This window comes from Gordonia caeni, from assembly GCF_039537105.1.
GTDB lineage: Bacteria > Actinomycetota > Actinomycetes > Mycobacteriales > Mycobacteriaceae > Gordonia > Gordonia caeni.
The window spans coordinates 80,539-107,147 of the sequence record NZ_BAAAZW010000007.1 but is presented as its reverse complement, the minus strand read 5'-3'; the positions used below and the strand labels follow the sequence as shown (position 1 = coordinate 107,147).

Genomic DNA, 26,609 nt, shown 5'->3' with positions numbered 1-26,609 from the left:
ACGGAGTTTTGTGCAGGGCACCGAAGGGGCTTGACCTCCCGCGCCCCCTCGGGTAGCACCCCCTTCCGGCGGAGTTCGGGCGGTGCCGGGTGTCCCGGTAGGCTTACCCGCGTGTTGAGTCAGCAGCAGGTGCCCGGCGCCGTCGCGGAGGTCCTGCAGGACTTCTTCTGCGCCACCTCCACCGCCCTCGACGAGATCTCTCCGGTGGTGACCCGGGCCGGGACGGCGCTGGAGGAGTTCGTCCTCGGCGGCGGCAAGCGACTCCGGCCGCTGTTCGTCCATGCCGGCTGGCAGTGCGCGGTGTCCGCGGCCGATCGGCCGGCCACCGCACCCGCCCCGCCGGTCTCCGAACCGCTGGTGGTCCGCGTAGGGGCCGCCATCGAACTGATCCAGGCCTGCGCGCTGATCCACGACGACATCCTCGACCGCAGCGACACCCGCCGCGGAAATCCGACGGTGCACCGCCGATTCGAGGCCGAACACGACGAGTCGGCCTGGGCCGGCGACAGCGCCCATCACGGCAGTTCGGTGGCGATCCTGGTCGGCGACCTCGCCCTGGCGTGGGCCGACGATCTGGTGCACGGCCATGTCCCGGTCCCGGACGCCCCGGTCCCCGCCGTGCTGCCGCCGGCCGCCGGAGCGCTGTGGTCCAGGATGCGCACCGAGGTCCTCGGCGGCCAGTTGCTCGACATCACCAACGAGGTCTCCGCCGACGAGTCCGTCGACGCCGCCTACCGCGTCATGGAGTACAAGACCGCCGCTTACACCGTCGCCCGCCCGCTGGAGATCGGTGCGGCCCTGGGGGATTCGTCGCCGGAACTGTCGGCCGCGCTACGCCGGATCGGAACCGGCCTCGGCCTGGCCTTCCAACTGCGCGACGACCTGCTGGGCGCCGTCGGCGATCCGGAACAGACCGGGAAGCCCTCCGGCGACGATCTGACGGCCGGCAAACGCACCGTGCTGGTCGCCCTCGCCCTGGCCGGCTCCGATCCGGCCACCGCCGACACCCTCCGCGGACTCCTGGGGCGGAACCTGTCGGCCGCCGAGTTGGCCACGGCCCGGGGCATCCTCACCGAATCGGGCGCCCTCGCCGAGGTCGAGCGACAGATCGACGACCATCTCACCGCGGCCCTGGCCGAGATCTCCGGGCTGGACGTGTCCGCCACCGCCCGGGACGATCTGGCCGCCCTGGCCCACCGCATCGCCCACCGCCAGGCCTGAGGGTTCACCCATGCCGTCCGTTCCTCACGTCGTCGTCATCGGCGCCGGCCTCTCCGGTCTGGCCGCGGCCGCCCGCCTGCGCGGCCGCGGCTTCGCGGTCACCGTCGTCGAGGCCACCGGAACCCCCGGCGGCCTGGTGCGTACCGAGACTCTCGCCGGTCACCGATTCGACACCGGCGCAACGATTCTCACCATGCCGGAGCTGATCACCGATCCCCTGGCCGAGCTGGGACTGGCGCCGTCGGCGGTGTTAGACGCACTGGCGCTGCGCCCCGTCGATCCCGGGTACGTGATGAACTACGCCGACGGCACCACCCTGGCCCTGCCGCACCGCGCCTCCGACATCCCCGCCGCGGTGACCCGCGCCTTCGGCCCGCAGGCGGCCCGCGGCACCACCGAGCTGCTGGCGTGGCTCCGACGGGTGTACGACGCCGAGTTCGGCACCTTCATCGACCGCAACTACGGCGGCCTGACGGATCTGGCGGGCGCCGAAACCCGCAGCGCTGCAGCACGACTGATCAGGCTCCGCGCCCTGGGTGGGCTCACCGGCGCGGTCGCACGATTCGTCGCCGACGAACGCGTCCAGCGCGCTTTCACCTTCCAAGCGCTGTACGCCGGTGTCCCCCCGCACCGCGCCCGCGCCATCTACGCGATCATCGCCGACATGGACATCGGCCGGGGCCTGTGGGCACCGACGGGCGGCATGGGACGGATCGGGCAGGTGATGGCCGGCGCACTCGCCGACGCCGGCGCCGTCCTCCACTACGGGACGCGTGCGGAGGCACTGGTCTGCGACTCCGGGTCGGTCACCGGTGTGGTGGTGGACGGCGAGACGATCGCCGCCGACGCGGTGATCGCCACCACCGAGCGCGACAACGTCGCAGGTCTGCTCGGCACACGGCCCCGGCGCAGGCTTCGGTACTCGCCCAGCGCCGTCGTCGCCCACGGAGTCCTGCCCACGGGCACCACCGAAGCCTGGGCGGCCGGCCACCACACCCTCGATTTCGGTGCGGCCTGGTCCCAGACCTTCGCCGAGATCACCGGCCGGCCCGGCCGGGTCATGTCCGACGGCTCATTCCTGATCACCCGCGCCGCGGTGAGCGATCCGGGGACCTTCGCCGCCGGCGGCTTCGAATCGGTCTCCGTGCTGGCGCCCGCCCCCAACCTCGAAAGCGCTCCCCTGGACTGGGACGGGGTCGCCGGCCCCTATGTGACCGAGGTGCTCGCCACCCTCGCCGCGCGCGGCTACCCCGGTATCGACGGTCTGCGCGTATTGCGCATCGATCATCCGCGCAGCTGGCTGCGGGCCGGTCTGCCGGCGGGCACCCCCTTCTCCGCGGCCCACACCGTCGCCCAGACCGGACCGTTGCGCACCCGGAACACCTGGCCCGGCCTGGACAATCTGTTCCTGGCCGGCAGCGCGACCGTCCCCGGCGTCGGCATCCCCCCGGTCCTGGTGTCCGGCGGACTGGCCGCCGATCGGGTCAGCGCCCGCCTGGCCGGGGCACGCCCGGCGCCCGCCGCCGAGGGGGGCGTCCGGTGACCACGCGCCGATTCCGGTCCCGGTGGCACCCCGATGCCGTCCTGGGCTTCCTCGGCGCCCTGGCACTCAGCGTCGGCACCTACGGGCTGGGCGACATCCCCCGCAACGACCACACCCTCGCCCGTCTCGGCTTGGCCCCGATGAGCTACGGGCACGGCAAGACGCTGTCGTGGCTGGTGTTCTGGGGCGGTGCGGCGCTGATGGTGATCGCGTGGGTGCGGATCGGACGCGCCCTGGCCGGGCGCACCAGCGGACTCAGCGTGCGCGCCGCCCGCTGGACCGTGTGCGCCTGGGCTGCCCCGATGGTGTTCGCGATCCCGGTGTTCAGCCGCGACGTCTACGCCTATCTCGGACAGGCGATGGTGCTCGCGCAGGGCTTCGATCCGTACTACGACGGCCCGGCGCACCACCCCGGCCCGATCGTCGACTCGATGGCGCAGATCTGGGCGCCCACCACGTCGCCGTACAGTCCCGCGTTCATGCTGCTGGCCCGCGGTGTGGTCGCCGTGACCGGGGAGAACGTCTTCGGCGGGGTCCTGCTGATGCGCGTGGTGCTGCTGGCGGGTCTGGCACTGTGCCTGTGGGCCCTGCCGGCACTCGCCGCCCGGTTCGGCGCGTCCCGCCGCATGGCGCTGTGGCTGGTGCTGCTCAATCCGATGCTGCTGGCCCACCTGGTCGCCGGACCGCACCTGGAACTGCTGATGATGGGCTTTCTGGCCGCCGGAGTCGCCCTCGCGGTCACCGACCGGCCCGTCTGGGGCCTGTTGCTGCTCGGGGTGGCGGCGTCGATCAAGATCACCGCCGCCATCGCGATCCCCTTCGTCGTCTGGATCTGGCTGGATCAGCTCCGCCGGCAGCGCGCGGTCACCGGGAAGGACCGGGTGGGCGTCTTCGCCGCCACCGCGCTGATCCCCGCGGCGGTCTTCGGGGTGTTCACCCTGCTGCTGGGGCTCGGCATCGGCTGGATCAACGGTCTGTCGTGGGCCTCGCGGATCATCAACCCGTTCACCGTGCCCACGCTGGTCGGACACGTCGTCACCTACGTCGCCGCGCCCTGGCAGGTCTGGAACCTGCAGGAGGTGCTGCCGGTGACCCGGGCGATCGGCCAGGCGGTGCTCGCGGTCGTGCTGGTGTGGCTGTGGTGGCGTTTCCGCGCCGATGCCCGCACCGCGGTCGCCGGCGCGGCCTGGGCGATGCTCGCGCTGCTGCTGCTCGAGCCCTCGACCCTGCCGTGGTACTACGTGTGGACGCTGGTCCTGGCGATCGCCTTCCCGCTGCCGCTGTGGGTGCGGCAGTCGGTGGTCGGCATCAGCGTCTACTTCCTGATCGTCTTCCAGCCGGACGACTCGATCCTCTTCTACAAGCCCGTCGAGACGCTGATCGCCGTCGCCCTGGGCGTGCTGGCGGCGGTGTCCCTCGGCCGGACCGATCCGCTGCGGCTGGGCCGGGCCGGCCGATGGCTGTTCGCCGTGCCGCCCGCCGACACCGCGCCGGACATCCCCGGCGGCGCCCCGGCCGTCTCCGCGAGTACGCCGCGCACCGATGTCTGAGGACGGCTACGCCCTCGCCCGCACCCTGACCGCGCGGGCCGGCCGCACCTACTATCTGGCCTCCGCGCTGCTGCCGGCGCGCCGACGGCGCGGTGTGTTCGCGCTGTACGGCTTCGCCCGCATGGTCGACGACATCGTCGACGACCACGGTGTCCCGGCGGCGCAGGCGGCCGCCCTCGACGCGGTGGAGGCGGGCCTGACCGCGGCGCTGTCGGGGATCGCACCCGCACCCGGTTCTCCGGCGCAGGCACTGACCCCCGATCAGTGGTGCCTGCTGGCAGCCCTGGCCGACACGGTCGACGGCTTCGCGATCGACCCGGCGACCTTCACCGCCTTCCTGCACTCGATGCGCATGGACGTCCCCGGCACCGCCGAGTTCCGCAACCGCTATCGGACTTTCGGCGAGCTGCGCGAGTACACGTACGGTTCGGCCTCGGTCATCGGCTTGCAGATGCTTCCGATCCTCGGCGTCGCACCGGGCGCCGACCGCTGCACCCCGGCCGGACCTGTCTCCTACACCGAGGTCGCCGCCGGCGCCGCCCTGCTGGGCGAAGCCTTCCAGCTGACCAACTTCTTGCGCGACGTGGCCGAAGACCTCGACCGCGACCGCATCTATCTGCCGTCCGCCGAGACGGCGGCCTTCGGCGTGGACGAACTAACCCTGCGCGCCGATGCCGAGCGGGGACGGCCCGGCAGGGCGCTGCGGCGCGCCCTCGCCCACCTGACCGCGATCAATCGCGACCAGTACCGCCGAGCCGGACCGGCGGTGGCCGCGCTCCCACCGCGCACGCGCCCGGCCATCGCGGCCGCTGCGCGATCGTACGGGGACATCCTCACCGAGATCGAAGACTCCGGGTACGACGTCTTCGCCCGCCGCGCCGTGGTGCCGGTCCGGCGACGGCTCCGCCATGCCGGATGGGCCGCACTCACCGGCGGCCGGCGCTAGCTGCGCGGGTCAAAAGGCCTGAGCCTGCCCCCGCCGGATCACCTCGCGGGCCGAGTGCGTGTGCAGCGCCTGCGCCGGATGCATGCCCAGATCGTCGTGGACGGTGAAGAACCAGCCCAGTGCGTCGTCGCGCGTGTAGCCGCCGTCCAGCAGGATCGTCACCAGACCCTCGAAGTGCTTGGCCAGCCCGCCGTCGTCGCCGAAGAACAGCAGCGGGATCACCGGTTCGCCGCCCCGGGAGGCCGCCAACAGGTTGTGGTCGCGGATCAGCGTCCGGACGCGGTTGGGCGAGACGCCCAGGCGGTCGGCCGCCTGATCGAGGCTGAGCACCTCGGCGTCGTCGGGAAGAATGCCGATGGACAGCGGGAGAGAACTCACGGGTGCTGACGATACCGGACGCCGCGTGCTCATCCGCCTCCCCTGCGGCGCGCCGGGCCCGCCGACACCCGAGGGGGTGCACGGCTCACCGATTCCGCGCCGTCGTCACGGTAGATTCACGTGCGTGACCACTCCCGACGATCCGCTCCTGGGCCGGGTCCTGGAGCGCCGCTATCGCATCGACGCCCCCATCGCGCGGGGCGGCATGTCGTCGGTGTACGTCGGCACCGATCTGCGGCTGGGGCGGCGCGTGGCGGTCAAGGTGATGGATGCGCGGTACGTCGGCGACCCGCAGTTCTTGCGCCGCTTCGAGTTCGAGGCGCGCGCGGTCGCCGGACTGAGCCATCCGGGACTGGTCTCGGTGCACGACCAGAGCATCGACGACAACATCGCCTTCCTGGTGATGGAGCTGGTTCGCGGCGGCAGCCTGCGCGAGTTGCTGCGCGAGCGCGGCCCGATGCCTCCGCACGCCGTCGCCGCCGTCGGGATCCCCACGCTCGGCGGTCTCGGCACCGCCCACCGCGCGGGACTGGTCCACCGCGACGTCAAACCCGAGAACGTCCTGATCTCCGACACCGGGGACGTGAAGGTCGCCGATTTCGGCCTGGTGCGCGCCGTGTCGGAGGCGGGCGTCACCTCCGCCAGCATCATCCTCGGCACGGCCGCCTATCTGTCGCCCGAGCAGGTCAGCTCCACCGAGATCGATGCGCGCAGCGACGTCTACTCGGCCGGCGTGCTGTTCTTCGAACTGCTCACCGGCCGTCAGCCGTTCCGCGGCGCCACTCCGCTGGCGCTGGCCTATCAGCGCCTCACCTACGACGTCCCCGCCCCCGGCGACGTGATAGCCGGGATCCCGCCGCAGATCGACGAGATCGTCCTGCGCGCCACCGAGCGCGATCCGGCGCACCGCTATCGCGACGGCTTCGCGATGCAGCACGCCCTGCTCGACGCGATCGACGACCTCGGACTGCCGCCGTTCACCGTCCCCGCCCCGAGCCAGGCCTCGGCACGGGTCACCTCGGCGATCGCGCGCCCGGTGGCCCCGGCCGACCGGCCACGGTACGACGACGGTCCGTCACCGCACGGCGAGCCGGACCATCGGGACGATCTGAACCTTCCCGACCACGACGGATACGAGGGCCACGAGTACGGGGGCCACGAATACGGGGGCCACGAATACGGGGGCCACGAATACGAGGGAGACGACGACTACTACGGCGATCATCCCGACGACGAGCCCCTCGGTCCCGGCATCGTCGATACGCCGCACACCGGCAGCACCGTGGTCGCCGCGGCATGGGTGCTGATAGTCGTGCTGATGGCGGTGCTGGTCGCCCTCGGCGGATGGGGGTTGGGCCAATCGTGGGCGCCCTGAAACCGCCCCGGTCCGCGCACCGGCGAACGGATCAACCGCGCAGCATCTCCGCGACCAGGAAGGCCAGCTCCAGCGACTGCTGAGTGTTGAGGCGCGGATCGCACGCGGTCTCGTAACGGCCGCTCAGATCCAGATCCGAGATGTCCTGGGCGCCACCGAGACACTCGGTCACGTCTTCGCCGGTCAGCTCGATGTGGACGCCGCCGGGATGGGTGCCGAGCGCGTGGTGGACCTCGAAGAAGCCCTGCACCTCGTCCACCACGCGATCGAAGTGCCGCGTCTTGAAGCCGTTGGAGGCGGTGTGGGTGTTCCCGTGCATCGGGTCGCACTGCCACACGACCTTGTGTCCGGTGTCCTGGACGGCCGCGATGATCGCCGGGAGCACTTCGCGCACCTTGTCGTTGCCCATGCGCGAGACCAGAGTGAGGCGGCCGGGGCGGTTGTCCGGGTCCAGCGTCTTCACGTACTCCACGGCCTGCTCGGGCGTGGTGGTGGGGCCGATCTTGACGCCGATCGGATTGGCGATCATCTTGGCCAGCGCCACGTGTGCGCCGTCGAGCTGGCGGGTGCGCTCGCCGATCCACAGGAAGTGCGCCGACAGGTCGTACAGGACCGGGTCGTCACCGCCGAGCGGGTCGTCGGCCAGCCGCAGCATGGCACGTTCGTAGTCCATCACCAGGGCCTCGTGCGAGGCGAAGATCGACGCCGACTCCAGGCTGGAGTCGTTGACGCCGCAGGCATCCATGAAACGCAGGCCGCGGTCGATCTCGGCGGCGAGGGCCTCGTAGCGGGCTCCGGCCGGTGAGGTCCGCACGAACTCGCGATTCCAGTCGTGCACGCGCGCCAGGCGTGCCTCCGAGCCGGTCAGGGCGCGCACCAGGTTCATCGCGGCGGCCGCGTTGGCGTAGGCGCGCACCAGCCGGGACGGATCGTGCACGCGGGCGTCATCGTTCGGTTCGAGGCCGTTGACCATATCCCCGCGGTAGCTGAGCAGGCCCAGCGCATCGGTGTCCGACGAACGCGGCTTCGCGTACTGACCGGCGATCCGGGCCACCTTCACCACCGGGAGGCTGGCGCCGTAGGTGAGCACCACCGCCATTTGGAGCAGGGTGCGGATGTTCGCCTTGATGTGCGGTTCGGTGTTGGCCGCGAAGGTCTCGGCGCAGTCGCCGCCCTGCAGCAGGAAGGCGCGGCCCTCAGCCACGTCGGCCAGCTGACGCTGGAGACTCTCCACCTCCGAAGGCATGCAGATCGGCGGCACGCTCTCGAGCACCGTGCGGATCCGACCGGCCTCCTCGACCGGCCAGCTCGGCTGCTGCAGAGCGGGCCTCGACAGCACGTCCTCGAACTGTGCGGCGAGCTTTCCGGGCAGCGGAGGCAGCTCCGGCAGTTCGTCGATCGGCACGTCTACGGTCCAGTTCACCACGGGATCCACAGTATCGTGTGCGGCCGCGCCGCGGTCAGCCGGTCACCGGTCCGCGGCCGCCTCGATCGCCTGCCAGCGCAGCAGGTTCTGCCGGGCATCCACCAGCGCGCTGTGCGCATCCTTGCTCGTGGCCGGGAGGGCGGGGCTGCCCGCCGCCTCCCAGTGCTGCCGGAGCTCTCGGGTGAACCGCGGCAGTTCGCGGGGCAGCGCGGGCATGGCGCCCCACAGCTGGCACAGCACCACGTGGTCGTAGGCACCCACCCAGGCCCACAGCTCCACTTCGCCCGATCCAGCGGTCAGGAAGGCCAGGAGGTCGTCGCGGATCTGCCGGCGGCTGCGCCAGGACTTGTCGGCCGGTGAGGGCAGCTTGTCCAGGACGTTCGCCCGCACCCACGGCCCGGCACGGTCGGGATCGAATTCGGTGGACACCGCGTAGAACTCGCGGCCGTCCTCGGCGACGACGCCGATCGACACGAGCTCGATCGTGGTGCCGTCCTCGATGAACTCGCAGTCGTAGAAATAGCGCACGGCACCCGATTATCCACCACGCGCCCGACGCGGCCACACCGCGCATGGAGGCGCGGGTCGATCACGTACCTTTGACGCCATGTCCCCGCACGCGCGCACGACGGCGACCAGCCTGCGCCGCTGGCGGCCCGGGGTGCTCGCCTGGGCCATGGCCGGCCTGGTCTTCGTCGCCTCGGCGACCCTGCAGATCGTCGGTGTGCCGGGCACCTCCAGCTTCGGCACGCGGACCCGATTCGATCTGGACGTCTACCGTCTCGGCGGACAGCTGTGGCACCAGGGCATCAGCCTGTACGCGGAGGGATCGCTGCCGTTCACCACCGACGGGATCTGGCTGCCGTTCACCTATCCGCCGTTCGCCGCCATGCTCTTCACCCCGCTGGGCGCGATCCCGCTGGGGGTGGCCGGGATCGGTGTCTCCATCGTGAGCGCCGCCTGCCTGCTCTACGTGACAGTGATCCTCCTCCGCATGCTGCACGTGGGCTCGGCCGCGAATCGCGTGCTGATCGCCCTGTGGATCTCCGCCGGCGTCGTCTGGTGCAATCCGTTCGGAATGACGATCAGCTTCGGCCAGATCAACATCATCCTGATGACGCTGATCGTGGTCGACCTCTTCGTCGTGGGCCGCCGGCCGGGTGATCCGGGGAACGTCCTGCGGGGCGCCCTCACCGGTCTCGCTTCGGCGATCAAGCTGACACCGCTGGTCTTCCTCGCCGTCTTCGCGGCGGGCGCCAAATGGCGGGCGGTCCTCACCGGGGTGATCACCTTCGTCCTGGCCGCGGTGATCGCCGTCGCCTGGCTGCCGTCCGATTCGCTCACCTATTGGACGCACACCCTCTTTCACACCGGCCGCATCGGCTTGCCGCAGGGACCGATCAACCAGAACCTGAACGCCTTCTGGCTGCGCCTGTTCGGTGCCGACAATCCCGCCGCCCCGGCGGCTTGGGTGCTGTCGGGGATCGTCGTGACCGTCCTTGCCGCCGCGGCGGTCTGGCGCACGAGCCCGGTCCGCGCCTTCGCCCCGAACCCGACTCAGCGCGACGACGTCAACGCCGTGGCCGCGGCGTGCGCCATCGCCCTGTGGGGTCTGGTGATCGCACCGACCACCTGGGCCCACCATTGGGTCTGGGCACTTCCGGCGATCCTGGTCTGCACCGTCATCGCCGTCGCCTCCCGGGAGCGCTGGACCTCGCGGCTGTACGGCGCGCTGGCCGTCCTGGGCGTTCCGGTGTTCGCGATCGGCCCGTTCCAGTTGATGCCGGCCGACGTGAACGCGTGGGTGTGGTGGCAGCAGGTGATCGGCAACGCTTACCTACTATGGGGTCTTGCGTTCCTGATCCTGTTGTGGCTCAAGCCTTTCCGCAACGCCGCCGCGCCCGTTCCGGACGGTGCCGCTGCGGCGGTGGACTGAACCCCGCGTACGGCGAAGGCTCAGGCGGCGGTGCCGTCGGCCTCAGGTGCCGGCGAGTCGGTCGGGGACGTGTCTTTGAGACTGGCGGCGTAGATGTCGACGTATTGCTGCCCGCTCAGTCGCATCAGCGAGTACATGATCTCGTCGGTCACCGCGCGCTCGATGAATCGGTTACCGGCCATGCCCTCGTAGCGGGAGAAGTCCAGAGGCTTGCCGATGCGGACGGTCAGGCGGGTGGGCCGCGGCAGCACGGTGCCGGGCGGATTGATGCGGTCGGTGTCGATCATCGCGACCGGGATCACCTGGTTGCCGGTCTCCAGCGCCATGCGCGCCAGGCCCGTCTTTCCCTTGTACAGGCGCCCGTCCGGGGAGCGGGTGCCCTCGGGGTACAGGCACAGCAGACCGCCCGCGTCCAGGACGCGTTTGCCCGCCGACAGCGCCCCCGCGGCGGCGCTCGCTCCGGAGCGGTCGATCGGGATCTGCCCGGACGAGCTGAAGAACCACTTCTTGAAGCGGCCCTTGGGGCCCGGCTCGGTGAAGTACTCGCTCTTGGCCAGGAAGAAGATCCGGCGCGGCACCATCAGCGGCAGGTAGAAGCTGTCGACCACGGCGAGATGGTTGCTGGCGAGCAACGCCGACCCGTCCTTCGGAATGTTCTCCAGGCCCTCCACCTTGGGACGGCCCATCAGCCACAGCAACGGCCCCATCAGCACATACTTGAAGAGGTAGTACCACATCTCAGTTCTGCTCCCTCCGCGGCGACCGAGCGTCCGGTGCAGCCGGATCGCCGGTTTGGATGATCACTCTACTGCGCCGTGCGGGCGAGGGCCGCCGCAGGTTCGGAGCCGGCCGCCAGTCCCATCCGAGCCACCTGGGCCGCGCCGATCACACCCGCGCTCTCCCCCAGCTGCGTGGGCCGGATGCGCGCCAGCTGCCGGTGTCCGGCACCGGTCACCATGGACGCGTAATGCTCGCGCGCCTCGTCGAGGTACAGCCCCGAGGCCGTCCCCAGTCCGCCGGCGATGACGATCAGGTCGGGGTCGAAGACATCGGCGATCATCGCCATGCCCTGCCCCAGCCAATGCGCCAGACTGGCGAAGGCCGCGACGGCGATCGGATCGCCCTCGGCGGCTGCGGCTGCCACCCGGCGCCCGGTCAGCGATCCCGGATCGGCCGCGGACTCGGCGGCCAGCACCGAGTGCCCCGATTCGCTCTGAGCCAGCAGCTCGATCACCGTGTCGACCAGACCTGTTCCGCTGCAATATCTTTCGAGACATCCTCGTTTGCCGCAACTGCACGGACGCCCCTCGGGAATCACCACCACGTGCCCGAGTTCCGGTGCCACGCCGAAACTGCCCCGGTAGATCTGCCCGCCCATCAGCATGCCGGCGCCGATTCCGGTGCCCAGCGCCAGCACCAGGGTGTTGTGGCCGCGCGCGGCGGCACCGAAGTGCAGTTCCGCGAGCGCCGCCGAGTTCGCATCGTGCTCGGCGAACACCGGCAGCCCGACGCGCGCCGACATCTCGGCCGGCACGGCGGCCTCCCGCCAGGCCAGGTGCGGGGCGAAGCGGACCGTTCGGCAGTCCGGCGACAGGAAGCCGGCGATCGCGAGGCCGACGGCCTGTACGGCCCAGCGGTCCCGGAGTTCGGCGACCAGGCGGTCCAGGCAGTGTTCCAGCGCGGCCGCAGTCGGCGGGGTGGCCGCCCGCAGGGTGTCGAGCATACTTCCGTGTCCATCGACCACCGCGGCGCGCACACTGGTGCCGCCGATGTCGATGCCGATCGTCAGATCGTTCGCCGAAGTGCTCATCTCAATGTCAGCCTGTCACGGATGCGCCGGAGTCGAGGTGATCCGGACGGGAATGGCCTCGAACGGTGAAGCGGTGGCCGACGGCTCGCCGGACGGTGACCGCAGCATCTCGGCGATCGCCTCCAGGATGGCGATGAACGCGCTCAGCAGGCGGGCCAGCAGATCGCCGAGCTCGACGAGTAGGCCGCCGACCTCCTCGACCAGACCGGTCAGCTGCGATCCGGCGCCCGGTATCTCCCCGGGGGTGCGGCTGCCGCCGATCAGGGCCGCCAGCTGGTCGATCTGCGCCGCGAAACCGAGCAGCAGGGCACCGACCGGATCGCCTGCGGCGTCTCCGGTACTGTTTCCCTGATCATCGTCGGTCATCGGTCGGCGCGTCTCCTCGTCGTCTGGCGGATATCACAGGTTACCCGTCGCCGCGACGCGAAAGCATCCTCGGGTCGGCGGGCGACCCCGGGCAGAAGGCCCCGGCCGCGGACTCGCAGCGGGAACGACGTCAGCGCTGAGGCCACACGGCCGGATCCGGCCGGAACCGTACGATCAGCTCGGTGCCGTTCCAATCGGCGCCGCTCACCCGGCAGCGGCGCAGCACCGACGGCAGCGGTACGGGCTGGCGGAAGCCGGCCACCGTCACCAGCAGATCGTCCCCGGACCGGCCCAGAGCGAGGTCGTTCGGGTCGGGCAGACTCTGCCGCCAGCTGAGCTGGTACTCCGCCTCCAGACCTTCGCCCCCGAGGTGGGCGACGGAGGGCGCCGCCGATCCGCGGGCACGGCCGTTGGGGGCGGGCAGCGTGACACCGAGCTTGCGCAGCTGCGACAGCCGCGCGGGCTCGACGGCCTGGGCTTCGACGGTCCGCACCGAGACCGCCGCTCCCGCTTCGGGTCCCAGCACCGCTCGGGCCGCGGTCACCGCGTCCGCGGTGGGCAGCGCCCCGGGGCCCGAGTTCACGAGCACCGACCGCAACGGCAAGCCCATCACCTCCGCGATCGCCAGGTGGTCGGGCGCACCGGTGACACCACGCGCCCCGCCGGACACCACCAGATGCACCGCGACGCCGCTGGGGTCGCCGATCAGTTCGGCCAGGTCCTGACAGTCGCGCGCCACGGCGTCCACCGCGGCGGCCAGTTGAGCCAGGGCGGGCTTCTCGGAGGCCTCGGCCAAGCGCCGGTGACGCGGCCAGAGGCGTTCGATCGCCGCCCCCAAGACGGTCGGCACCCGCAGCAGCGCATAGGGGTCTCCGGCCCCGGACAGGTCCACCACCACCCGCTGCCAGCGGCCGGAGGTCGCGGCATCGCGGATGGCGCGCAGCAGCAGGAAGTCCTGGCCGCCGGGAAGTCCGGTGAGCTCGCCGGCGTCGATCCCGGCGACGGTACCGATCACCGGCAGCAGGTTGCGCCCGGCCCCGACTGCACCGAGCGCCGCGGTGAAATCCGACCATCCGCGCTCCACTACGGCCAGCGGATCCAAGTGCAGCAGATCCAGTTCGGCGGTGGCCGCCACCGGTTCGCCCGGTACCCGGAAGACCCCGAGTCGCTGCGGCAGCGGCGAACGCGGGTCGACGGTCACCAGCAGGGTGCCGCCGGTGCCCGTGAGCGCGAGGGGGCCGCCGCGCCGTGCCGGTCGGGCCGCATCGGCCATTGCCAGGGCTCCGGATGCGGCGAGCGCGGAAACTCCCGAGCCACCGGGCCCGAGCACCAGATGGAGGGGCGCCAGATCGATCAGCCTTCGACCCTCTTCTTGAGATCGAGGAGTGCGGCGTCGGTGATCGCCTTCTCCGCGCGCCGTTTCAGCTGGCTGATCATGGGGATCTTCAGGTCGACGGTGAGCGTGTACGTCACCTTGGTCGACCCCGGCACCTGCTGATTGAGCCGATAGGAGCCGCGCTGATCGCGCTGCAGGTCGCTGGACTCGAGTTGCCAGGACACTTCGGTGCCGTCGGCGGCCCAGTCGTAGTCGAGCACATAGGTGTCGGTGAGGACACCCGCGTCCAGTTCGAACCGGACTCGCCGGCCGCGGCCGGCCTCGTCCCGATCCAGGACCGTGACCACCCGTGCCGCGGTCACCCACTCCGGGTAGGCGTCGAAATCGGCGATGACATCCATGATGGCGCCGACGTCGGCGCCGACGACGACGGACCGTTCAGTGTGGTCAGCCAAGACCCACCGCCTCCGTGTCCGGCGCGGCCGGACCGCCGACCTCACGTTCACCTTCCAGCAATGCTTTCACCTCGAAGGACATCTCCTTGCCGGCCACCCGGCGCGCCTTGTTGAGCGCGGCCGCCTCGCCCATGGCTGCGGCGGGGTCCGCGGGCAGTCCCCTGGCGGGTTCGGCGTGGAGGTAGTAGTGCAGGACGAAACCGTCGAGCACCTCTTCGCACCAGATCTCCATCGTGCCGGTGATCGGACCGTCCACCCGCCAGCGCACGCCGGCGTTCCCACGCTCCTCGACCACCTCGAGACGCAGATCGCCGAACCACCGGCGCCACCGCGCACGATCGTTCACCACGGCACCGGCCGCAGAGGGTGCTGCGGCCACAAAGGTCTCGTCAGCCACCTGGATGGTCGTCACCTCACTAGCATCACACACCGGGCTCCGGCGGCGAAAGCCGCCCATCTCGATCTGCACCACCGGTGCTGGCGATAGACTGCCGAGGATTGATTGAGTAGCACTACATATTCACCGGAAGGTTGTCTGCCCCATGGCCGAATGCCGCGTCCCCGCACAGTTCACGATCCCGCCGGAGCGGAATGCGACGGACGTCCTGTTCGACGCCGCCGCCGCAGAGCCCGGGCGAACGGTCTTCCTCGAGCAGGCCGGCAGCGACTGGCTGCCCATCACCGCGCAGGAGGCCGCCGACCGGGTCCGCGCACTCGCCAAGGGTCTGATCGCCTCGGGCGTCAATCCGGGTGACCGGGTGGCTCTGTTGTCCGCCACCCGGCTGGAGTGGACCCTGCTCGACTTCGCGATCTGGAGCACCGGCGCCACGCCGGTCCCGATCTACGATTCGTCCGCGGCGCCCCAGATCGACTGGATCATGGAGGACTCGTCCGCCGTCGGCATCATCGTCGAGACCGAGGCCAAGCGGAAGCTGCTCGACGACGTCAGCCACGTCACCGCGGCCACCATGGTCTTCACCATCGATCCCGCCGAGGGCCCCAGCCTGGAAGAGCACCTGACCGCCGTCGGCGCCGACGTGACCGATGCGGAACTGGAGGCACGGCGCCGTTCCCTGAAGGCCGACTCCCCCGCCACCCTCATCTACACCTCGGGGACCACCGGGCGCCCCAAGGGCGTCATGCTCTACCACTCCAACATGCTCGGGGAGATCGGCGGCGTCCTGGACACCTCGCTCAGCGAGCTGCTCGGCGAAGGCAAGCGTCTGCTGCTGTTCCTGCCGATGGCCCACGTGCTGGCGCGTGCGATCAACCTCGTGGCGATCGAGGCGAAGGTGGCGGTCGGCTACACCGCCGACATCAAGAACCTGCTGCCCACCTTCGAGGTCTTCCGCCCGTCACTGATCCTGTCGGTGCCGCGCGTGTTCGAGAAGGTCTACAACTCCGCCCGACAGAAGGCCTACGACGACAGCGTGGTGAAGGGCAAGATCTTCGATCGTGCCGCGAGCACCGCGATCGCCTACTCCCAGGCCACCGAAACCGGATCGGTCGGCACTCTGCTGGGGCTGCGCCACAAGCTGTACGACCGCCTGGTCTACTCCAAACTCAAGGCCGCCCTCGGCAGCCAGTGCGAGCTGGCGATCTCCGGTGGTGCGCCGCTCGGCGCCCGTCTGGGGCACTTCTTCCGCGGCGTCGGCATCCCGGTGTACGAGGGTTACGGCCTCACCGAGACCACCGCGGCGGTCGCCGTCAACACCCCGAGCCACGTCCGCATGGGCACCGTCGGTCGTCCCCTCCCGGGCAACGCCGCGCGCATCGCCGACGACGGTGAAGTGCTACTGAGCGGCACCGTGGTCTTCGGCGGCTATTGGCAGAACGACGAGGCGACGGCCGAGGCCATCACCGACGGGTGGTTCCACACCGGCGACCTGGGGTCGATCGACGAGGACGGCTACATCAAGATCACCGGCCGCAAGAAGGAGATCATCGTCACCGCCGGCGGCAAGAACGTCTCCCCCGCACCGATGGAGGACATCATGCGGGCGCACCCGATGATCTCCCAGGCCATGGTGATCGGCGATCAGCAGCCGTTCATCGGCGCGCTGCTGACCCTGGACGCCGAACTGATCCCGGACTGGCTGGAGCGCAACGGCAAGGATCCGTCGACCAGCATGGCCGATCTGGTCAAGGACGCGGATCTGCACGCCGAACTGCAGGCGGCCGTCGACGAGGCCAACGCGACCGTCTCGCACGCCGAAGGGATCAAGAAGTTCCGCATCCTGCGCAACGACTTCACCGAGGAGACCGGCGAGCTGACTCCCACCCTCAAGGTCAAGCGCAAAGTGGTCGCGGACAAGCACGGCTACCACATCGACAAGATCTACGGGCACTGACCGCGTCCGGCCCGCGCCCACCGGCGCGGGTCAGAGCAGTTGTTGCAGTCGGGCAGCCTGGTGGCGCCACTGCCAGTTGTCGACCGTCCAGCGTCGGCCGGCCGCGCCCATCGCGGCGGCCCGCTGCGGGTCGCGCAACAGATCGATGACGGCATCGGCGACGGCGCCGGCGTCGCGGCCGTCGACCACGACGCCGGTCTCACCGTCGACCACGGTCTCCGGCGCGCCGCCCGAATCACCGGCCACCACCGGCACCCCGGAGGCAGAGGCCTCCAGGAATACGATCCCCAGACCCTCCACGTCCAGGCCGCCGCCGCGCGTGCGCGTCGGCATCGCGAAGACATCGGCCATCGCGTGGTGCGCAGGCAGTTCGGTCGCGGGAACGGTGCCCGTGAACCTCACCCGGTCGGCCACCCCGGTCTTCTCGGCCAGCGACTTCAGGTGGTCCCCGTACGGTCCACCGCCCACGATCACCAGGTGCACGTCGGGCACCGCGTCGATCAGTTGCGGCATCGCTGTGATCAGCACGTCCTGCCCCTTGCGCGGTACCAGCCGTGACAGGCACACCACCACGGGCATCTGACCGAGGCCATAGCGGTTCCGAAGCTCTTCCCGGGCAACGGGATCCGGAGCGAAGCGGTCCACGTCCACGCCGCACGGCAGATACTCGAGGGCACCCCAACGCCCGAAGGCCGAGGCGAAACGTCCGCGGGTGTACCGGCTGACGAAGGTGACAACGTCGGCTGTGTAACCGATGATGCGCAGCACCTGGCGGGCACCGGGCAGCATGGACCAGCCGACCTCGTGACCGTGCGTGCTCGCCACGATCCGCTCGGCGCCGGCCCGGCGCAGCACGGGACCGAGTACCGCCAGCGGAGCCGCGGCACCGAACCAGACGGTCTGGATGTCGTTCTCGCGCACCAGTTTCGCGGCGCGGCGAGCCACGGCGGGACCGGGCAGCATCAGGGTGGTCGGGTGCCGGACGATCCGGTAGGGCGCGGCGGCGTCGTAGGCTTCGCAGCCCTTCCAGCGCGGGGCGTAGACCACCACGTCGTCGGGCGGCAGATGCCCCACCAGATTCTCCAGGTAGGACTGGATGCCGCCGGGACGGGGCGGAAAGTCGTTGGTGAGCAGCAGCGTGCGCCTCATCAGCGCACCTCGCGCCGCAGCCACGACCGCCACTGGTCGATCAGCTCGTCCCGGTCGGCGCCGAGCGACTGCTCCAGAGCCTTCGTGGTGGCGGCGGTGTCGCCGCCCTGTGCCACCGCCAGATACATCCTGCGCAACCGCTCCTCGTCGTACCGGTCGGCGACGAAGGCCGCGAACGACCACGCGGTCTGGTAGGCCAGTCGCGCCGTGTCGTTGTCGACGGCGAAGGCGGAGTCGGCGGGCAGTTCGTCGGGAAGCCGGCCGGACGCCACCTGCACCGCCAGGTCGGGGGCCACGTCGGTCACGCCGGCGTCGCTCCCCCGGCGCCCGACGTACTCGGCGACCCCCTCGACCAGCCACAGCGGGGCATCCTCGGCGGTCTCGATGCGGGTGGCGACGTGGAACAGCTCGTGCCGCAAGATCACCGCCACTCCGGACTCGGAGAGCTGACCGGCCGCCGGCGACAGCACGATGCGCTGCCCCACGACGGCGCGGGCGCCGCGGTCGATCTTGGAGAACACGGTCGCGGCCGCAGCCGCCTTGGTCGTCCCCGGCTCCGTGCGCGTGAAGCCGGCGAACTGCTCCTCGCTGCCGGCGGTCATCACCACGGCGCGACGGGGCCAGTCGTCGCCCCAGAAGTCGCTGACCGCGGCCACTGCCGGGGTCAGCTGACGGCGGACTCTGGTGACCGTTCGATCGGTCCCCGGATACGACAACACCGCCGAGGTGCCGCCCGCGGTCCGCACATCGGCTGCGCGCAGACCGCCGAACGCCCACGGCGCGAGTTCCGGGGGCCGAGTCGGCTCGTCCGGGTCCGCGTCGGGGTCCGGCGCCAGCGAACCGTCGCCGAGCAGCTTCCACTCGTCGCCGTAGCGGGAGAACGCCAGAACCTGAGGCAACTCGATCACCGGCTCGTCCACCCCCGGCCGGGCGGTGCCGCCGAGCGCGTAGGTCAGTTTCACCGCGGAGACCCAGGAGTCCGAACTTCCGGCCTCGGACAGCTTCACCCCGAGAGCACCGCCGATCAGCCGGTCCGCGCCGGTGTTGACGGCGAGGCGATAGTCCAGGGTGCGCAGCACCAGATTGCCCCCGCGCGAGGCGGGCGGCGGCGCACTGTGCGTGGCGGAGGCCCCCGGTCGCCTGCTCGACGGCGTCGCGACGGCGGAATCGTCGGCTCCGCGGTCCGGTGCGTCACGATCGGCGGAGGTCGGCTCGGACGTCGTCGGCTGCGACGGCTCCGCGCGCGACGACGCCGGAGTCGGGCCGAGATCCTCTTGCGCCTGGTACAGCGAGTCCCGGAAGTCGCGGGTGGCCAGCGGATCGATCAGGGCATCGAGCTGGTCGCGTTTCCCGCTGGTCAACGCCTTCGTCAGGGAATCCAGCAGGGCGGACACACCTTCGGCACGTTGCTCTTCGTAGACGCTGGGAGGCGTGGTGAAGATAGAGGACGACGGCGCCGGGGCGGAGGTCGGTTCGTCCGAGCCACAGGCGGTGACGCCACCGAGGAGCACGGTCAGTGCGAGGCCGGTGCCGAGCAGAGATCGGCGCCCTATCGGCTGGCTGCGACGTGCCGGACCCACCCGGTCGGCGCCGCGCAAGTCAGTACCGTCGTGCCGAGTTGAAGGGGCCGCCCTTATCGATCGGGACCACCGCGACCGGAACGCCGAAGGTCGACGCGTGGATCACGTAGCCGTCGCCGACGTACAAGCCGACGTGATGGGCATCCGGGTAGTAGATGATCAGGTCGCCGGGCTTGAGGTCCTTGCGGTCCACGGGGGTGCCGCCGCCCATCTGCGCTTCGCTGGTGCGCGGCAGCGTCTTACCCGCCTGCTTGTAGGCCCACACCATCAAACCCGAGCAGTCGAACTTGTCGGGACCGGTGGCGCCCCACACGTACGGGTCGCCGATCCGGGTGAGCGCGGCGTGCACCGCGACCATGGCCGGCGAGGTGCCCTTCGGCACCGCCTTCGGGTCGAAGTTGTACTTCGGTCCGCGTAGCGCAGCGAGCTGTTTACCGGTCATCGACTCGTAGACGGCGCGGACGCTGACCGCTTCGAGCTGCAGTTCGGCCTGCTTGGCCTGCAGGTCGCCGCGCTTGCGCTCGGCATCCTTCACCGCGGACGCGGCTGCGGTGGCCGCCTGCTCGGCGGTCTTCTTGGCATTGGTCGCCTCGTCGGCGGTCTTCTTGAGGGAGCGCAGGTCCGACGCCGCCTGGCGGGAGATCACCTCGAGGTCGGACATGTTGTCCAGCAGGTTCTGCGGCGAATCACTGACCAGCATCGCGTACAGACGGTTGACGCGGGCACCGCGGTAGCTGGCGCGCGCGAGGGCGTCGACCTTCACCTGCGAATCGTTCATCTGCTTGTTCGCCTTGGTCAGGCGAGTCTGCGCGGCGGCGGCCGCCTTGCGCTGCTGGGTCACGACTTTGCGCTGCTTGTCGTAGTCCGCCTGCGCCTGGTTCATCGCCTCGGCCGACTTCTCGGCCTTGATCGACAGCTGCTTGTACCGGGTCAGCACCTGCTGCGCGTTGCGGACCGGTTCCGCCTGCGTGACGGCCGGTTGAGCGATCGCCAGAGTCGCCGCGGTGGCGATCACCGTGGCGACCGAGAGTGCACGCCGCGAACCGCGGCGGAAGAAACCAGACGTGCGCATCAGTTCAACAATTCCCTACCGGCACCAGGACGAGCCGCGCGCCTCTCGCGCACGGCTCGTCCGGTCACATCAGCGTAGATCTTCTACCGCTCAGTAGCGGCGGATTCCGGTAAGCGACCAGGCCTTGACCTTGTCGCGCTTCACCGGGACGCCGTAGGTCGAGGAGTGAACGAACTGTCCGTTGCCTGCGTAGATGCCGGCGTGACCGCCACCGTTGAAGATCAGGACGTCGCCGGGCTTGGCCGCGGCGAGCGAAGCGACCGGCTGACCGCCGCCGAGCTGACCGTAGCTGTCACGCGGGATGGTCTTGCCGGCCTGCTTGTAGGACCAGAAGACCAGGCCGGAGCAGTCGAAAGCGTTCGGGCCGGCGGCACCGTAGGAGTAGGGCGATCCGATCTTCGACTCAGCAGCGCGCAGCGCCTTCTGGGCACGCGTCGGCTGCAGGATGCCGCCCTGCTTGTTGCCGCCCTGCTTGAGCTCGTTCGGGATCTGGTTGTCGTTCACACCCGGGACCTCGAAGTCACCCACTCCGGGGATCGAGATCGGCGCGGCGTCGGCCGGGCCGGCGGCAAGCGCGAGCGAGCCGACGGCGATGGAGCCGGCGATCACTGCGGTCTTGGCGGCCTTGGCGGCGCCACGGGGCTGTTCCATACGGTGTTTCGCCACGGAAACGGTTCTCCTTAAAGTTCTCCCTGACCGCCGACCGGGTTAGCTGTCGGGTTCGGGCCGGAAGAGATGGCCCTACGCGGTTTCACCCGCGATTCACCCCGATCCAGGGCGCAGCATGACGCCACACTCTGGAGGAAGTGGGTCCCCGGTTCGCTCCCCTTATGCAGGAGTGCGATTAGGCGGTGTCCTTCCTGAAGTCCCCCAGGTGGGGGCCTCCGTCTTGGAAGGTCTCGGAAAGATTACGAAACCTGCGTGCCCAATGTCCACCGAACGGATGTCGGGCCTGTCGCGCCGGTGCGGTCAGACCGCTCGCAGGTATTGCACACCCACTCGGCCGGCCACAGTCTGACCAGCGACGATGTCACTTTTCGCAGCCTTCGCGGCGGCCGGCGATATCAACGCTGTGGCGGCCAACACATCCACCGCATCGACCATCTCGGGGTCGACGTCCCCGAACTGGGTGTCAGGACCGTAGTCCCTGGTCGAAGGGGCGAAAAGGACCTGCATCAGGCAGCCGTCGCAGGCCCGATTCCGGGCCGGACAGGTCGCGCAGTCGATAAGCATTGTGATCTACCTCTCATTCACTCCGATGGTGGCGAAAAGGCGTGGTGGACGACGGCCTTCGCGCCGACGGCCGGGCCGGAAGGCTCAACCTGGAGTGCAGACTATGGAGCACCTCCGACATCTCGGGGCCGCGGAGCGTCGCCGCCCGTTTGTCCGACCTTCGAACTAGTGTGCGGAGCATGTCCGGGAATCCTGCCGACGCCGAGCAGCAGCTGAGCTTCGCCGACCTGCCCGACGACGAGGCCTTCGCCACCGCCGCCCTGTACGACACCACCCTCGTGGTGGTCGATCTGGAGACCACCGGCGGCAGCGCCGACCGTGACGCCATCACCGAGATCGGCGCGGTCAAGATCCGCGGCGGCGAAGTGCTCGGCGAGTTCGCCACCCTGGTCGACCCCGGCCGCGCGATCCCGCCGCAGATCGTCTCCCTCACCGGAATCACCACGGCGATGGTCCACGACGCGCCTCGGATAGAAGAGGTGCTCCCGGCATTCTTCGAGTTCGCCCGCGGCGCGATCCTCGTCGCCCACAACGCCCGGTTCGACGTCGGCTTCCTCAAGCGGGCCGCCGCCCGGCAGCATCGGCCCTGGCCGTTCCCGGCGGCGCTGTGCACGGTCGTGATGGCACGGCGGGTACTGACCCGCCAGGAGGCGCCCACCGTCAAGCTCAGTGCGCTCGCCGAGTTGTTCGCGGTCTCGGTCACTCCGACGCACCGCGCCCTCGACGATGCGCGCGCCACCGTCGAGGTCTTCCACAATCTGCTCGAGCGGGTCGGCAACCAAGGTGTCCGCACCTACCGCGATCTGACCCGCTATCTCCCCCGTGCGACGCCGGCCATGCGGGCCAAGCGCTCACTCGCCGACGGTCTTCCGCACCGCCCGGGCGTCTACATCTTCCGCGGGCCCGGCGAGGAGGTCCTTTATATAGGTACCGCGGTGAACCTCCACCGTCGCGTGTCCGGCTACTTCAGCGGCGCGGACCCGCGCACGCGGATCACCGAGATGGTGAACCTGGCCGTGCGGGTCGACCACATCGAGTGCGCCCACGGGCTGGAGGCCGGGGTGCGGGAGCTCACCCTGCTCGCCGTGCACAAGCCGTCCTACAACCGGCGGTCCCGCAGTGCGCACCGCGGGTGGTGGATCAATCTGTCCGCCGAGCGCTTCCCCCGGCTCAAGGTCGCGCGCCGCCCGAACGGGGTGTCTCTGGGCCCGATCTCCCAGCGCGGTGTCGCCACCGACATCGCCGACGTGATCGCCGGGGCGGCGGGTCTGCGCACCTGCACCGCTTCCCTCGGTCGCGCCGACCATCACTACTGCCCCGGCCGGTCCGCGGCCGCGACACTGCCCGATCCGCTCGTGACAGCGCTGCCGGGTGCCTGTCGTGCGGCCAGTGATCGCCCGCAGACCCTGCCGGACTACCTGCCGCGGGTGCAGGCCGCGCACGACCTGATCCTCGGACGCTCCGACGACCTGCTGATCGCCTTGCAGGCGAGGCTGCGCAGCCTCGCCGAGTCGCGCCGCTTCGAGTCGGCCGCCCGGGCACGGGACCGGCTGGCCGCGACCATCGACGCACTCGCCCGCTGCCAGCGCCTGTCCGCCGTCGCCGGCCTCGAAGAACTGGTGCTGGCCCGCCGAGCCGCCGACGGCGGCTGGGAGTTCGCCGTCGTCCGCTACGGGCGGCTCGCCGGTGCCGGCTGTGCCGCCCGGGGTGTGCCGCCGATGCCCGTGGTGGACGCGCTGGTGGCCGGCGCCCAGACCGTCCTGCCCCCGGACCGGGACGCCGGGCCGCTGTCCGGGGCACCGGCGGAGGAAGTGGGCCTGATCGCCCGGTGGCTCACCGAACCCGGCACGCGCCTGGTGTCGGTCAGCGGCGAACTGTGGTCACCGCTCGGTTCCGCGCAGCGGCACCTGGACTTCTCGTTCGTCGCCCGCGAGGCCCGCGAGTCGGCGGCACCGGTGCCGGAGACCCCGCGCCGCCGTCCGGCGCTCGTTTAGGCTCGGGGCATGATCACTGCCATCGTCCTCATCGGAGCCGACATCCACCAGATCCCGGAGACCGCCCAGGCCGTCGCCGACATCCCCGGTGTCACCGAGGTGTACTCGTGCGCCGGTGACGTCGACCTGATCGCCAAGGTGCGGGTGCGTGACCACGACGAGATCGCCGACGTGGTCACGGGCAAGATCAACCGGCTGCCGGGCGTTCGCCACAGCGCGACGCACATCGCCTTCCGCAGCTACTCCAGTTCGGAGGTGGAGGGCGGCTTCTCCATCGGCGAGTAGCCTCCCGCGTCAGGCGGTCGAGCGAAGTCGAGGCCCGACGATTTCTTCACCTACGACTGCGCAGCCGCCCACTCGGCCACGCGCGCCGCACTCTCGGCGTCGCTGAGGTCTTCCACCCGCGTCATCAACGACCAGCGCACCCCGAACGGATCCCGGACGCTCGCATACCGGTCGCCGGAGACGAAGTCGGCGACAGGCTCGCGGACCGTCGCCCCCGCTGCCACCGCCCGCTCCAGCAGCGCGTCGACGTCGGGGCAGTACAGGGACAGCGAGTAGCAGGCGGTGTCCCCGGCGGGTGGTGCGACGAGGCCGTAGTCCGGGGACGGGATCCCCAGTTGCAGCCGGCCGCAGCCGAAGTCGAGTTCAGCGTGTGCCACCGCGCCGCCGAACTCGGTCACCGACACGCACTGCGCACCGAAGACGTCCCGATAGAAGGCGAGTGCTCCCGCCGGATCTGGCAGCGCCAGAAACGGTGTGAGGGAGGTGAATCCGCGGGGCCGGCCGGCGACGGTGTGCGGGCCGTCCGCGGCGATCGCCGTCGTCGCCGTGGTCTGCATCGTGATGTCGTCTGTGCTCATTCCTCCATCGTCGGACGGCAGCCGCCGTGCGGGCTTGTCGAAACGCGACAGATGTCGTGCGCCGTATCCTGAAGCCGTGGACCGCGAACCGAACGGCCGGGGCGTGTTGCGCCCGGACCGGCTCCCCGACCTGGTCCGGCTGCCCCCGGGCCCGGGTGAGAGTCATCTGGTCCGCTGGTACTGGATCTCCCGCTGGAATCTGCCGCCGGGCGAGCACGCCCGGCAGGACCTGATCGCCTTCCCCGCATTCAACCTGGTCGTCACAGACCACGGCGTCCTGCTCTCCGGCCCCACCACTCGGATCTCCCACCGCGACCTGCACGGCCGCGGATTCGGGGTGGGCGCACTGCTGTGGCCCGCCGCGACCCCGCTGCTCACCGGCGATGCCGCGAGCTGTGTCGACCGCGTCACCGACTTCGCGGCGCCGGAACTCCTCGACGGCGTCCGCCGGGCCGATCCCGCGAGCAGCCCGCACGCGGGCGCCGCGGCGGTGGCCGACTGGCTCTGTCAGGGCACGCCCGAGCCGGACCCCGAGGCACTGCTGGCCAATCGCGTGATCGCGGCGGTCGAGGCCCCTCAACCGCCGCCCGATGTCGCCGCGCTGGCCGAGCGCGTCGGCGTCGCGGTGCGCACGCTGCAGAGACTCACCCGCCGATACATCGGGCTGTCGCCGCTGACGCTGCTCCAGCGCCGCCGGATCCAGGAGGCCGCCGACCGGGTGAGGTCAGCGGAGACCCGCTCGCTCGCCGACATCGCCGTCGACCTGGGCTACACCGATCACGCCCATCTGAGCCGGGAGTTCCGCAAGGTCCTGGGTGTCAGCCCCAGCGAGTACCGAGAAGTCCTCCGCCGCGACGCCGACGATCCGCCGGCGAACACGAAGGGAGTTCCGGGCGCGGAGTGCTCCGGACGGTGAAGGCGTCAGTCCGCGAGCGAGGTGCTCAGTCGCGCCCAATCGGCCAGGCGAGACGCGGCCGCACCCGAATCCAGAACCTCGGCGACCCGCTCTCGAGCCGCACGCAGGGCCGCGGTGAACTCGTCCTGCGTGTACAACCGGTCCTGCTCGAAGGCCACCAGAGCGGCGGCGGCGTTGAGCGACACCGCATCGCGCACCGGGCCGGTCGCGCCGGCGAACAGGTCCCGCGCGATCTGCGCGTTGACCTCCGCGTCCCCGCCCTGCAGCGCCGCAAGCTCCACCGTCGAGATCCCGAGGTCGCTCGGGTCGACGCTGAGCTCGCGCACCTGGCCGTCGACCACCTGCCAGACCGTCGAGGTGGTCGTGGTGGTCAACTCGTCGAGACCGTCGTCGCCGCGCACCACCAGCACGCGGTTGCCGCGGTCGGCGAAGGTCTTCGCCAGCGTCGGAGCCAGCTCGGCGAAAGCACAACCGATCAGCCCGGCCGGCGGCGCTGCCGGGTTGGTCAGCGGACCGAGGACGTTGAAGACGGTCGGGATGCCGATCTGTTTGCGGGGCGGGCCGGTGAAGCGGAAGGCCGGATGGAAGACCGGGGCGAAGCAGAAGCCGATCCCCACCTCGCGCAAGCATCGCTCCACCGCCGGTGGGCCGAGCGTGATGGCCACCCCCAGCGCTTCGAGGACGTCGGCACCGCCGCTCTTCGAGGACGCCGCGCGGTTTCCGTGCTTGATCACCGGCACTCCGGCCGCGGACACCACGATCGACGTCATGGTCGAGATGTTGACCGTGTGCGAGCGGTCGCCCCCCGTGCCGACGATGTCGACGGCGTCGCCGGTGGTGCTCACCCGGTTCGCCAGCGCGAGCATGGTGTCGGCCAGGCCGCGCAGCTCGTCCGGGGCGGCGCCCTTCATCTTGACCCCCACGCCGAAGGCCGCGATCTGTGCACCCGTCGCCGAATCGGACATGATCTCCCGCATCGCCCACGCGGCCTCGCCCACCGTCAGATCGATACCGTCGGTCACCTTGCCCAGAACGGCCGGCCAGGTGAGTTCGACATCCGGCTGCGAAACGGGTTGCTGAGCGGAATTCGGGGAAGTCACCCCGCCAGA

The 26,609-nt window shown here is 70.6% G+C and carries 25 protein-coding genes and 1 riboswitch; of the genes, 10 read left to right on the top strand and 15 right to left on the bottom strand.

The genetic code is table 11. The features are described 5' to 3' along the window. Positions 1 to 111 precede the first annotated feature (111 nt). The 4 genes from ABD732_RS12850 to ABD732_RS12835 are packed head-to-tail and all read left to right on the top strand — an operon-like array spanning position 112 to position 5,260. Positions 112 to 1,221, top strand: coding sequence for a polyprenyl synthetase family protein (locus ABD732_RS12850; protein ID WP_344784300.1), 1,110 nt, complete (start codon positions 112 to 114; stop codon positions 1,219 to 1,221). A gap of 10 nt (positions 1,222 to 1,231) precedes the next feature. After that, on the top strand, positions 1,232 to 2,764 hold the full coding sequence (crtI, locus tag ABD732_RS12845; RefSeq protein WP_344784299.1) for a phytoene desaturase family protein: 1,533 nt from the start codon (positions 1,232 to 1,234) through the stop codon (positions 2,762 to 2,764). After that, positions 2,761 to 4,314, top strand: a complete 1,554-nt coding sequence (gene mptB / locus ABD732_RS12840; protein WP_344784298.1) for a polyprenol phosphomannose-dependent alpha 1,6 mannosyltransferase MptB — start codon at positions 2,761 to 2,763, stop codon at positions 4,312 to 4,314. Before crtI ends, mptB begins: the two co-directional genes overlap by 4 nt. After that, positions 4,307 to 5,260 (top strand): phytoene/squalene synthase family protein, encoded by a 954-nt coding sequence (locus ABD732_RS12835; protein ID WP_344784297.1) that lies wholly within the window; start codon positions 4,307 to 4,309, stop codon positions 5,258 to 5,260. The genes mptB and ABD732_RS12835 overlap by 8 nt, the downstream gene beginning before the upstream one ends. A gap of 9 nt (positions 5,261 to 5,269) precedes the next feature. On the opposite strand, the gene ABD732_RS12830 is transcribed toward ABD732_RS12835, so the two are convergent. Next, positions 5,270 to 5,638 (bottom strand): Rv2175c family DNA-binding protein, encoded by a 369-nt coding sequence (locus ABD732_RS12830; RefSeq protein ID WP_344784295.1) that lies wholly within the window; start codon positions 5,636 to 5,638, stop codon positions 5,270 to 5,272. A gap of 124 nt (positions 5,639 to 5,762) precedes the next feature. On the opposite strand from ABD732_RS12830, the gene ABD732_RS12825 reads away from it, so the two are divergent. Then, positions 5,763 to 7,013 (top strand): protein kinase domain-containing protein, encoded by a 1,251-nt coding sequence (locus ABD732_RS12825; RefSeq protein WP_344784293.1) that lies wholly within the window; start codon positions 5,763 to 5,765, stop codon positions 7,011 to 7,013. 31 nt (positions 7,014 to 7,044) lie between these two features. On the opposite strand, the gene ABD732_RS12820 is transcribed toward ABD732_RS12825, so the two are convergent. Both ABD732_RS12820 and ABD732_RS12815 read right to left on the bottom strand, forming a co-directional pair. Then, a complete protein-coding gene (locus ABD732_RS12820; protein ID WP_344784291.1) occupies positions 7,045 to 8,439 on the bottom strand; it encodes a class II 3-deoxy-7-phosphoheptulonate synthase in 1,395 nt (464 codons plus the stop codon). A gap of 42 nt (positions 8,440 to 8,481) precedes the next feature. Then, the gene (locus ABD732_RS12815; RefSeq protein ID WP_344784288.1) at positions 8,482 to 8,967 is read right to left on the bottom strand and encodes a polyadenylate-specific 3'-exoribonuclease AS; all 486 of its coding nucleotides are present in this window, start codon (positions 8,965 to 8,967) and stop codon (positions 8,482 to 8,484) included. A 79-nt stretch (positions 8,968 to 9,046) separates the two neighbouring features. Between ABD732_RS12815 and ABD732_RS12810 the strand changes: the two genes are divergently transcribed. Beyond that, entirely contained in the window at positions 9,047 to 10,375 is a 1,329-nt protein-coding gene (locus ABD732_RS12810) for a glycosyltransferase 87 family protein (protein WP_344784286.1), read from the top strand. Between the two features lie 20 nt (positions 10,376 to 10,395). On the opposite strand, the gene ABD732_RS12805 is transcribed toward ABD732_RS12810, so the two are convergent. The 6 genes from ABD732_RS12805 to ABD732_RS12780 form a co-directional block, all read right to left on the bottom strand. Continuing rightward, on the bottom strand, positions 10,396 to 11,112 hold the full coding sequence (locus ABD732_RS12805) for a lysophospholipid acyltransferase family protein (protein ID WP_344784283.1): 717 nt from the start codon (positions 11,110 to 11,112) through the stop codon (positions 10,396 to 10,398). A 68-nt stretch (positions 11,113 to 11,180) separates the two neighbouring features. Beyond that, entirely contained in the window at positions 11,181 to 12,185 is a 1,005-nt protein-coding gene (locus tag ABD732_RS12800) for an ROK family protein (RefSeq protein ID WP_344784281.1), read from the bottom strand. Between the two features lie 15 nt (positions 12,186 to 12,200). Continuing rightward, positions 12,201 to 12,551, bottom strand: a complete 351-nt coding sequence (locus ABD732_RS12795) for a hypothetical protein (RefSeq protein WP_344784279.1) — start codon at positions 12,549 to 12,551, stop codon at positions 12,201 to 12,203. Positions 12,552 to 12,681: 130 nt separating this feature from the next. Then, positions 12,682 to 13,884, bottom strand: a complete 1,203-nt coding sequence (locus ABD732_RS12790) for an ArsA family ATPase (RefSeq protein ID WP_344784565.1) — start codon at positions 13,882 to 13,884, stop codon at positions 12,682 to 12,684. Between the two features lie 20 nt (positions 13,885 to 13,904). After that, entirely contained in the window at positions 13,905 to 14,342 is a 438-nt protein-coding gene (locus tag ABD732_RS12785; RefSeq protein ID WP_344784277.1) for an SRPBCC family protein, read from the bottom strand. Next, positions 14,335 to 14,799 carry a hypothetical protein gene (locus tag ABD732_RS12780; protein ID WP_344784563.1) on the bottom strand — a complete coding sequence of 155 codons (465 nt, stop codon included), beginning with the start codon at positions 14,797 to 14,799 and terminating at the stop codon, positions 14,335 to 14,337. The genes ABD732_RS12785 and ABD732_RS12780 overlap by 8 nt, the downstream gene beginning before the upstream one ends. Before the next feature lie 85 nt (positions 14,800 to 14,884). Here ABD732_RS12780 and ABD732_RS12775 point away from each other — a divergent pair, with 85 nt between their 5' ends. After that, positions 14,885 to 16,693 carry an AMP-dependent synthetase/ligase gene (locus ABD732_RS12775; protein ID WP_344784275.1) on the top strand — a complete coding sequence of 603 codons (1,809 nt, stop codon included), beginning with the start codon at positions 14,885 to 14,887 and terminating at the stop codon, positions 16,691 to 16,693. A 30-nt stretch (positions 16,694 to 16,723) separates the two neighbouring features. Here ABD732_RS12775 and ABD732_RS12770 read toward each other — a convergent pair whose 3' ends face one another. From ABD732_RS12770 to ABD732_RS12755, 4 genes are all read right to left on the bottom strand, one after another. Continuing rightward, positions 16,724 to 17,842: a glycosyltransferase family 4 protein gene (locus ABD732_RS12770; RefSeq protein WP_344784272.1), complete on the bottom strand. Its 1,119-nt coding sequence runs from the start codon at positions 17,840 to 17,842 to the stop codon at positions 16,724 to 16,726. Further along, positions 17,842 to 19,440 (bottom strand): peptidase MA family metallohydrolase, encoded by a 1,599-nt coding sequence (locus ABD732_RS12765; RefSeq protein ID WP_344784270.1) that lies wholly within the window; start codon positions 19,438 to 19,440, stop codon positions 17,842 to 17,844. Before ABD732_RS12765 ends, ABD732_RS12770 begins: the two co-directional genes overlap by 1 nt. 1 nt (position 19,441) lies before the next feature. Further along, positions 19,442 to 20,494 (bottom strand): C40 family peptidase, encoded by a 1,053-nt coding sequence (locus ABD732_RS12760; protein ID WP_344784268.1) that lies wholly within the window; start codon positions 20,492 to 20,494, stop codon positions 19,442 to 19,444. A 90-nt stretch (positions 20,495 to 20,584) separates the two neighbouring features. Then, positions 20,585 to 21,160 (bottom strand): C40 family peptidase, encoded by a 576-nt coding sequence (locus tag ABD732_RS12755; RefSeq protein WP_344784266.1) that lies wholly within the window; start codon positions 21,158 to 21,160, stop codon positions 20,585 to 20,587. A 17-nt stretch (positions 21,161 to 21,177) separates the two neighbouring features. Next, a riboswitch (cyclic di-AMP (ydaO/yuaA leader) is annotated at positions 21,178 to 21,355 on the bottom strand. 551 nt (positions 21,356 to 21,906) lie between these two features. Between ABD732_RS12755 and ABD732_RS12750 the strand changes: the two genes are divergently transcribed. Together ABD732_RS12750 and ABD732_RS12745 are read left to right on the top strand one after the other, a co-directional pair. Next, positions 21,907 to 23,721, top strand: a complete 1,815-nt coding sequence (locus ABD732_RS12750) for a DEDD exonuclease domain-containing protein (RefSeq protein WP_344784264.1) — start codon at positions 21,907 to 21,909, stop codon at positions 23,719 to 23,721. 9 nt (positions 23,722 to 23,730) lie between these two features. Then, a complete protein-coding gene (locus ABD732_RS12745; RefSeq protein ID WP_344784262.1) occupies positions 23,731 to 24,006 on the top strand; it encodes an Lrp/AsnC family transcriptional regulator in 276 nt (91 codons plus the stop codon). A gap of 50 nt (positions 24,007 to 24,056) precedes the next feature. Here ABD732_RS12745 and ABD732_RS12740 read toward each other — a convergent pair whose 3' ends face one another. Continuing rightward, entirely contained in the window at positions 24,057 to 24,584 is a 528-nt protein-coding gene (locus ABD732_RS12740) for a VOC family protein (protein ID WP_344784260.1), read from the bottom strand. Positions 24,585 to 24,660: 76 nt separating this feature from the next. On the opposite strand from ABD732_RS12740, the gene ABD732_RS12735 reads away from it, so the two are divergent. Next, positions 24,661 to 25,500 (top strand): helix-turn-helix domain-containing protein, encoded by an 840-nt coding sequence (locus tag ABD732_RS12735; protein ID WP_344784258.1) that lies wholly within the window; start codon positions 24,661 to 24,663, stop codon positions 25,498 to 25,500. A 5-nt stretch (positions 25,501 to 25,505) separates the two neighbouring features. Here the strand turns inward: ABD732_RS12735 and trpD are convergent, their stop codons facing one another. Then, entirely contained in the window at positions 25,506 to 26,600 is a 1,095-nt protein-coding gene (gene trpD, locus ABD732_RS12730; protein ID WP_344784256.1) for an anthranilate phosphoribosyltransferase, read from the bottom strand. Between the last annotated feature and the right edge of the window lie 9 nt (positions 26,601 to 26,609).

Coding starts and splice junctions, on each gene's coding strand:
- crtI (WP_344784299.1), top strand. CDS start 1,232: ATGCCGTCCGTTCCTCACGTCGTCGTCATCGGCGCCGGCCTCTCCGGT.
- ABD732_RS12835 (WP_344784297.1), top strand. CDS start 4,307: ATGTCTGAGGACGGCTACGCCCTCGCCCGCACCCTGACCGCGCGGGCC.
- ABD732_RS12810 (WP_344784286.1), top strand. CDS start 9,047: ATGTCCCCGCACGCGCGCACGACGGCGACCAGCCTGCGCCGCTGGCGG.
- ABD732_RS12805 (WP_344784283.1), bottom strand. CDS start 11,112: ATGTGGTACTACCTCTTCAAGTATGTGCTGATGGGGCCGTTGCTGTGG.
- ABD732_RS12800 (WP_344784281.1), bottom strand. CDS start 12,185: ATGAGCACTTCGGCGAACGATCTGACGATCGGCATCGACATCGGCGGC.
- ABD732_RS12795 (WP_344784279.1), bottom strand. CDS start 12,551: ATGACCGACGATGATCAGGGAAACAGTACCGGAGACGCCGCAGGCGAT.
- ABD732_RS12780 (WP_344784563.1), bottom strand. CDS start 14,799: ATGGGCGGCTTTCGCCGCCGGAGCCCGGTGTGTGATGCTAGTGAGGTG.
- ABD732_RS12775 (WP_344784275.1), top strand. CDS start 14,885: ATGGCCGAATGCCGCGTCCCCGCACAGTTCACGATCCCGCCGGAGCGG.
- ABD732_RS12770 (WP_344784272.1), bottom strand. CDS start 17,842: ATGAGGCGCACGCTGCTGCTCACCAACGACTTTCCGCCCCGTCCCGGC.
- ABD732_RS12760 (WP_344784268.1), bottom strand. CDS start 20,494: ATGCGCACGTCTGGTTTCTTCCGCCGCGGTTCGCGGCGTGCACTCTCG.
- ABD732_RS12750 (WP_344784264.1), top strand. CDS start 21,907: ATGTCCGGGAATCCTGCCGACGCCGAGCAGCAGCTGAGCTTCGCCGAC.
- ABD732_RS12745 (WP_344784262.1), top strand. CDS start 23,731: ATGATCACTGCCATCGTCCTCATCGGAGCCGACATCCACCAGATCCCG.
- ABD732_RS12740 (WP_344784260.1), bottom strand. CDS start 24,584: ATGAGCACAGACGACATCACGATGCAGACCACGGCGACGACGGCGATC.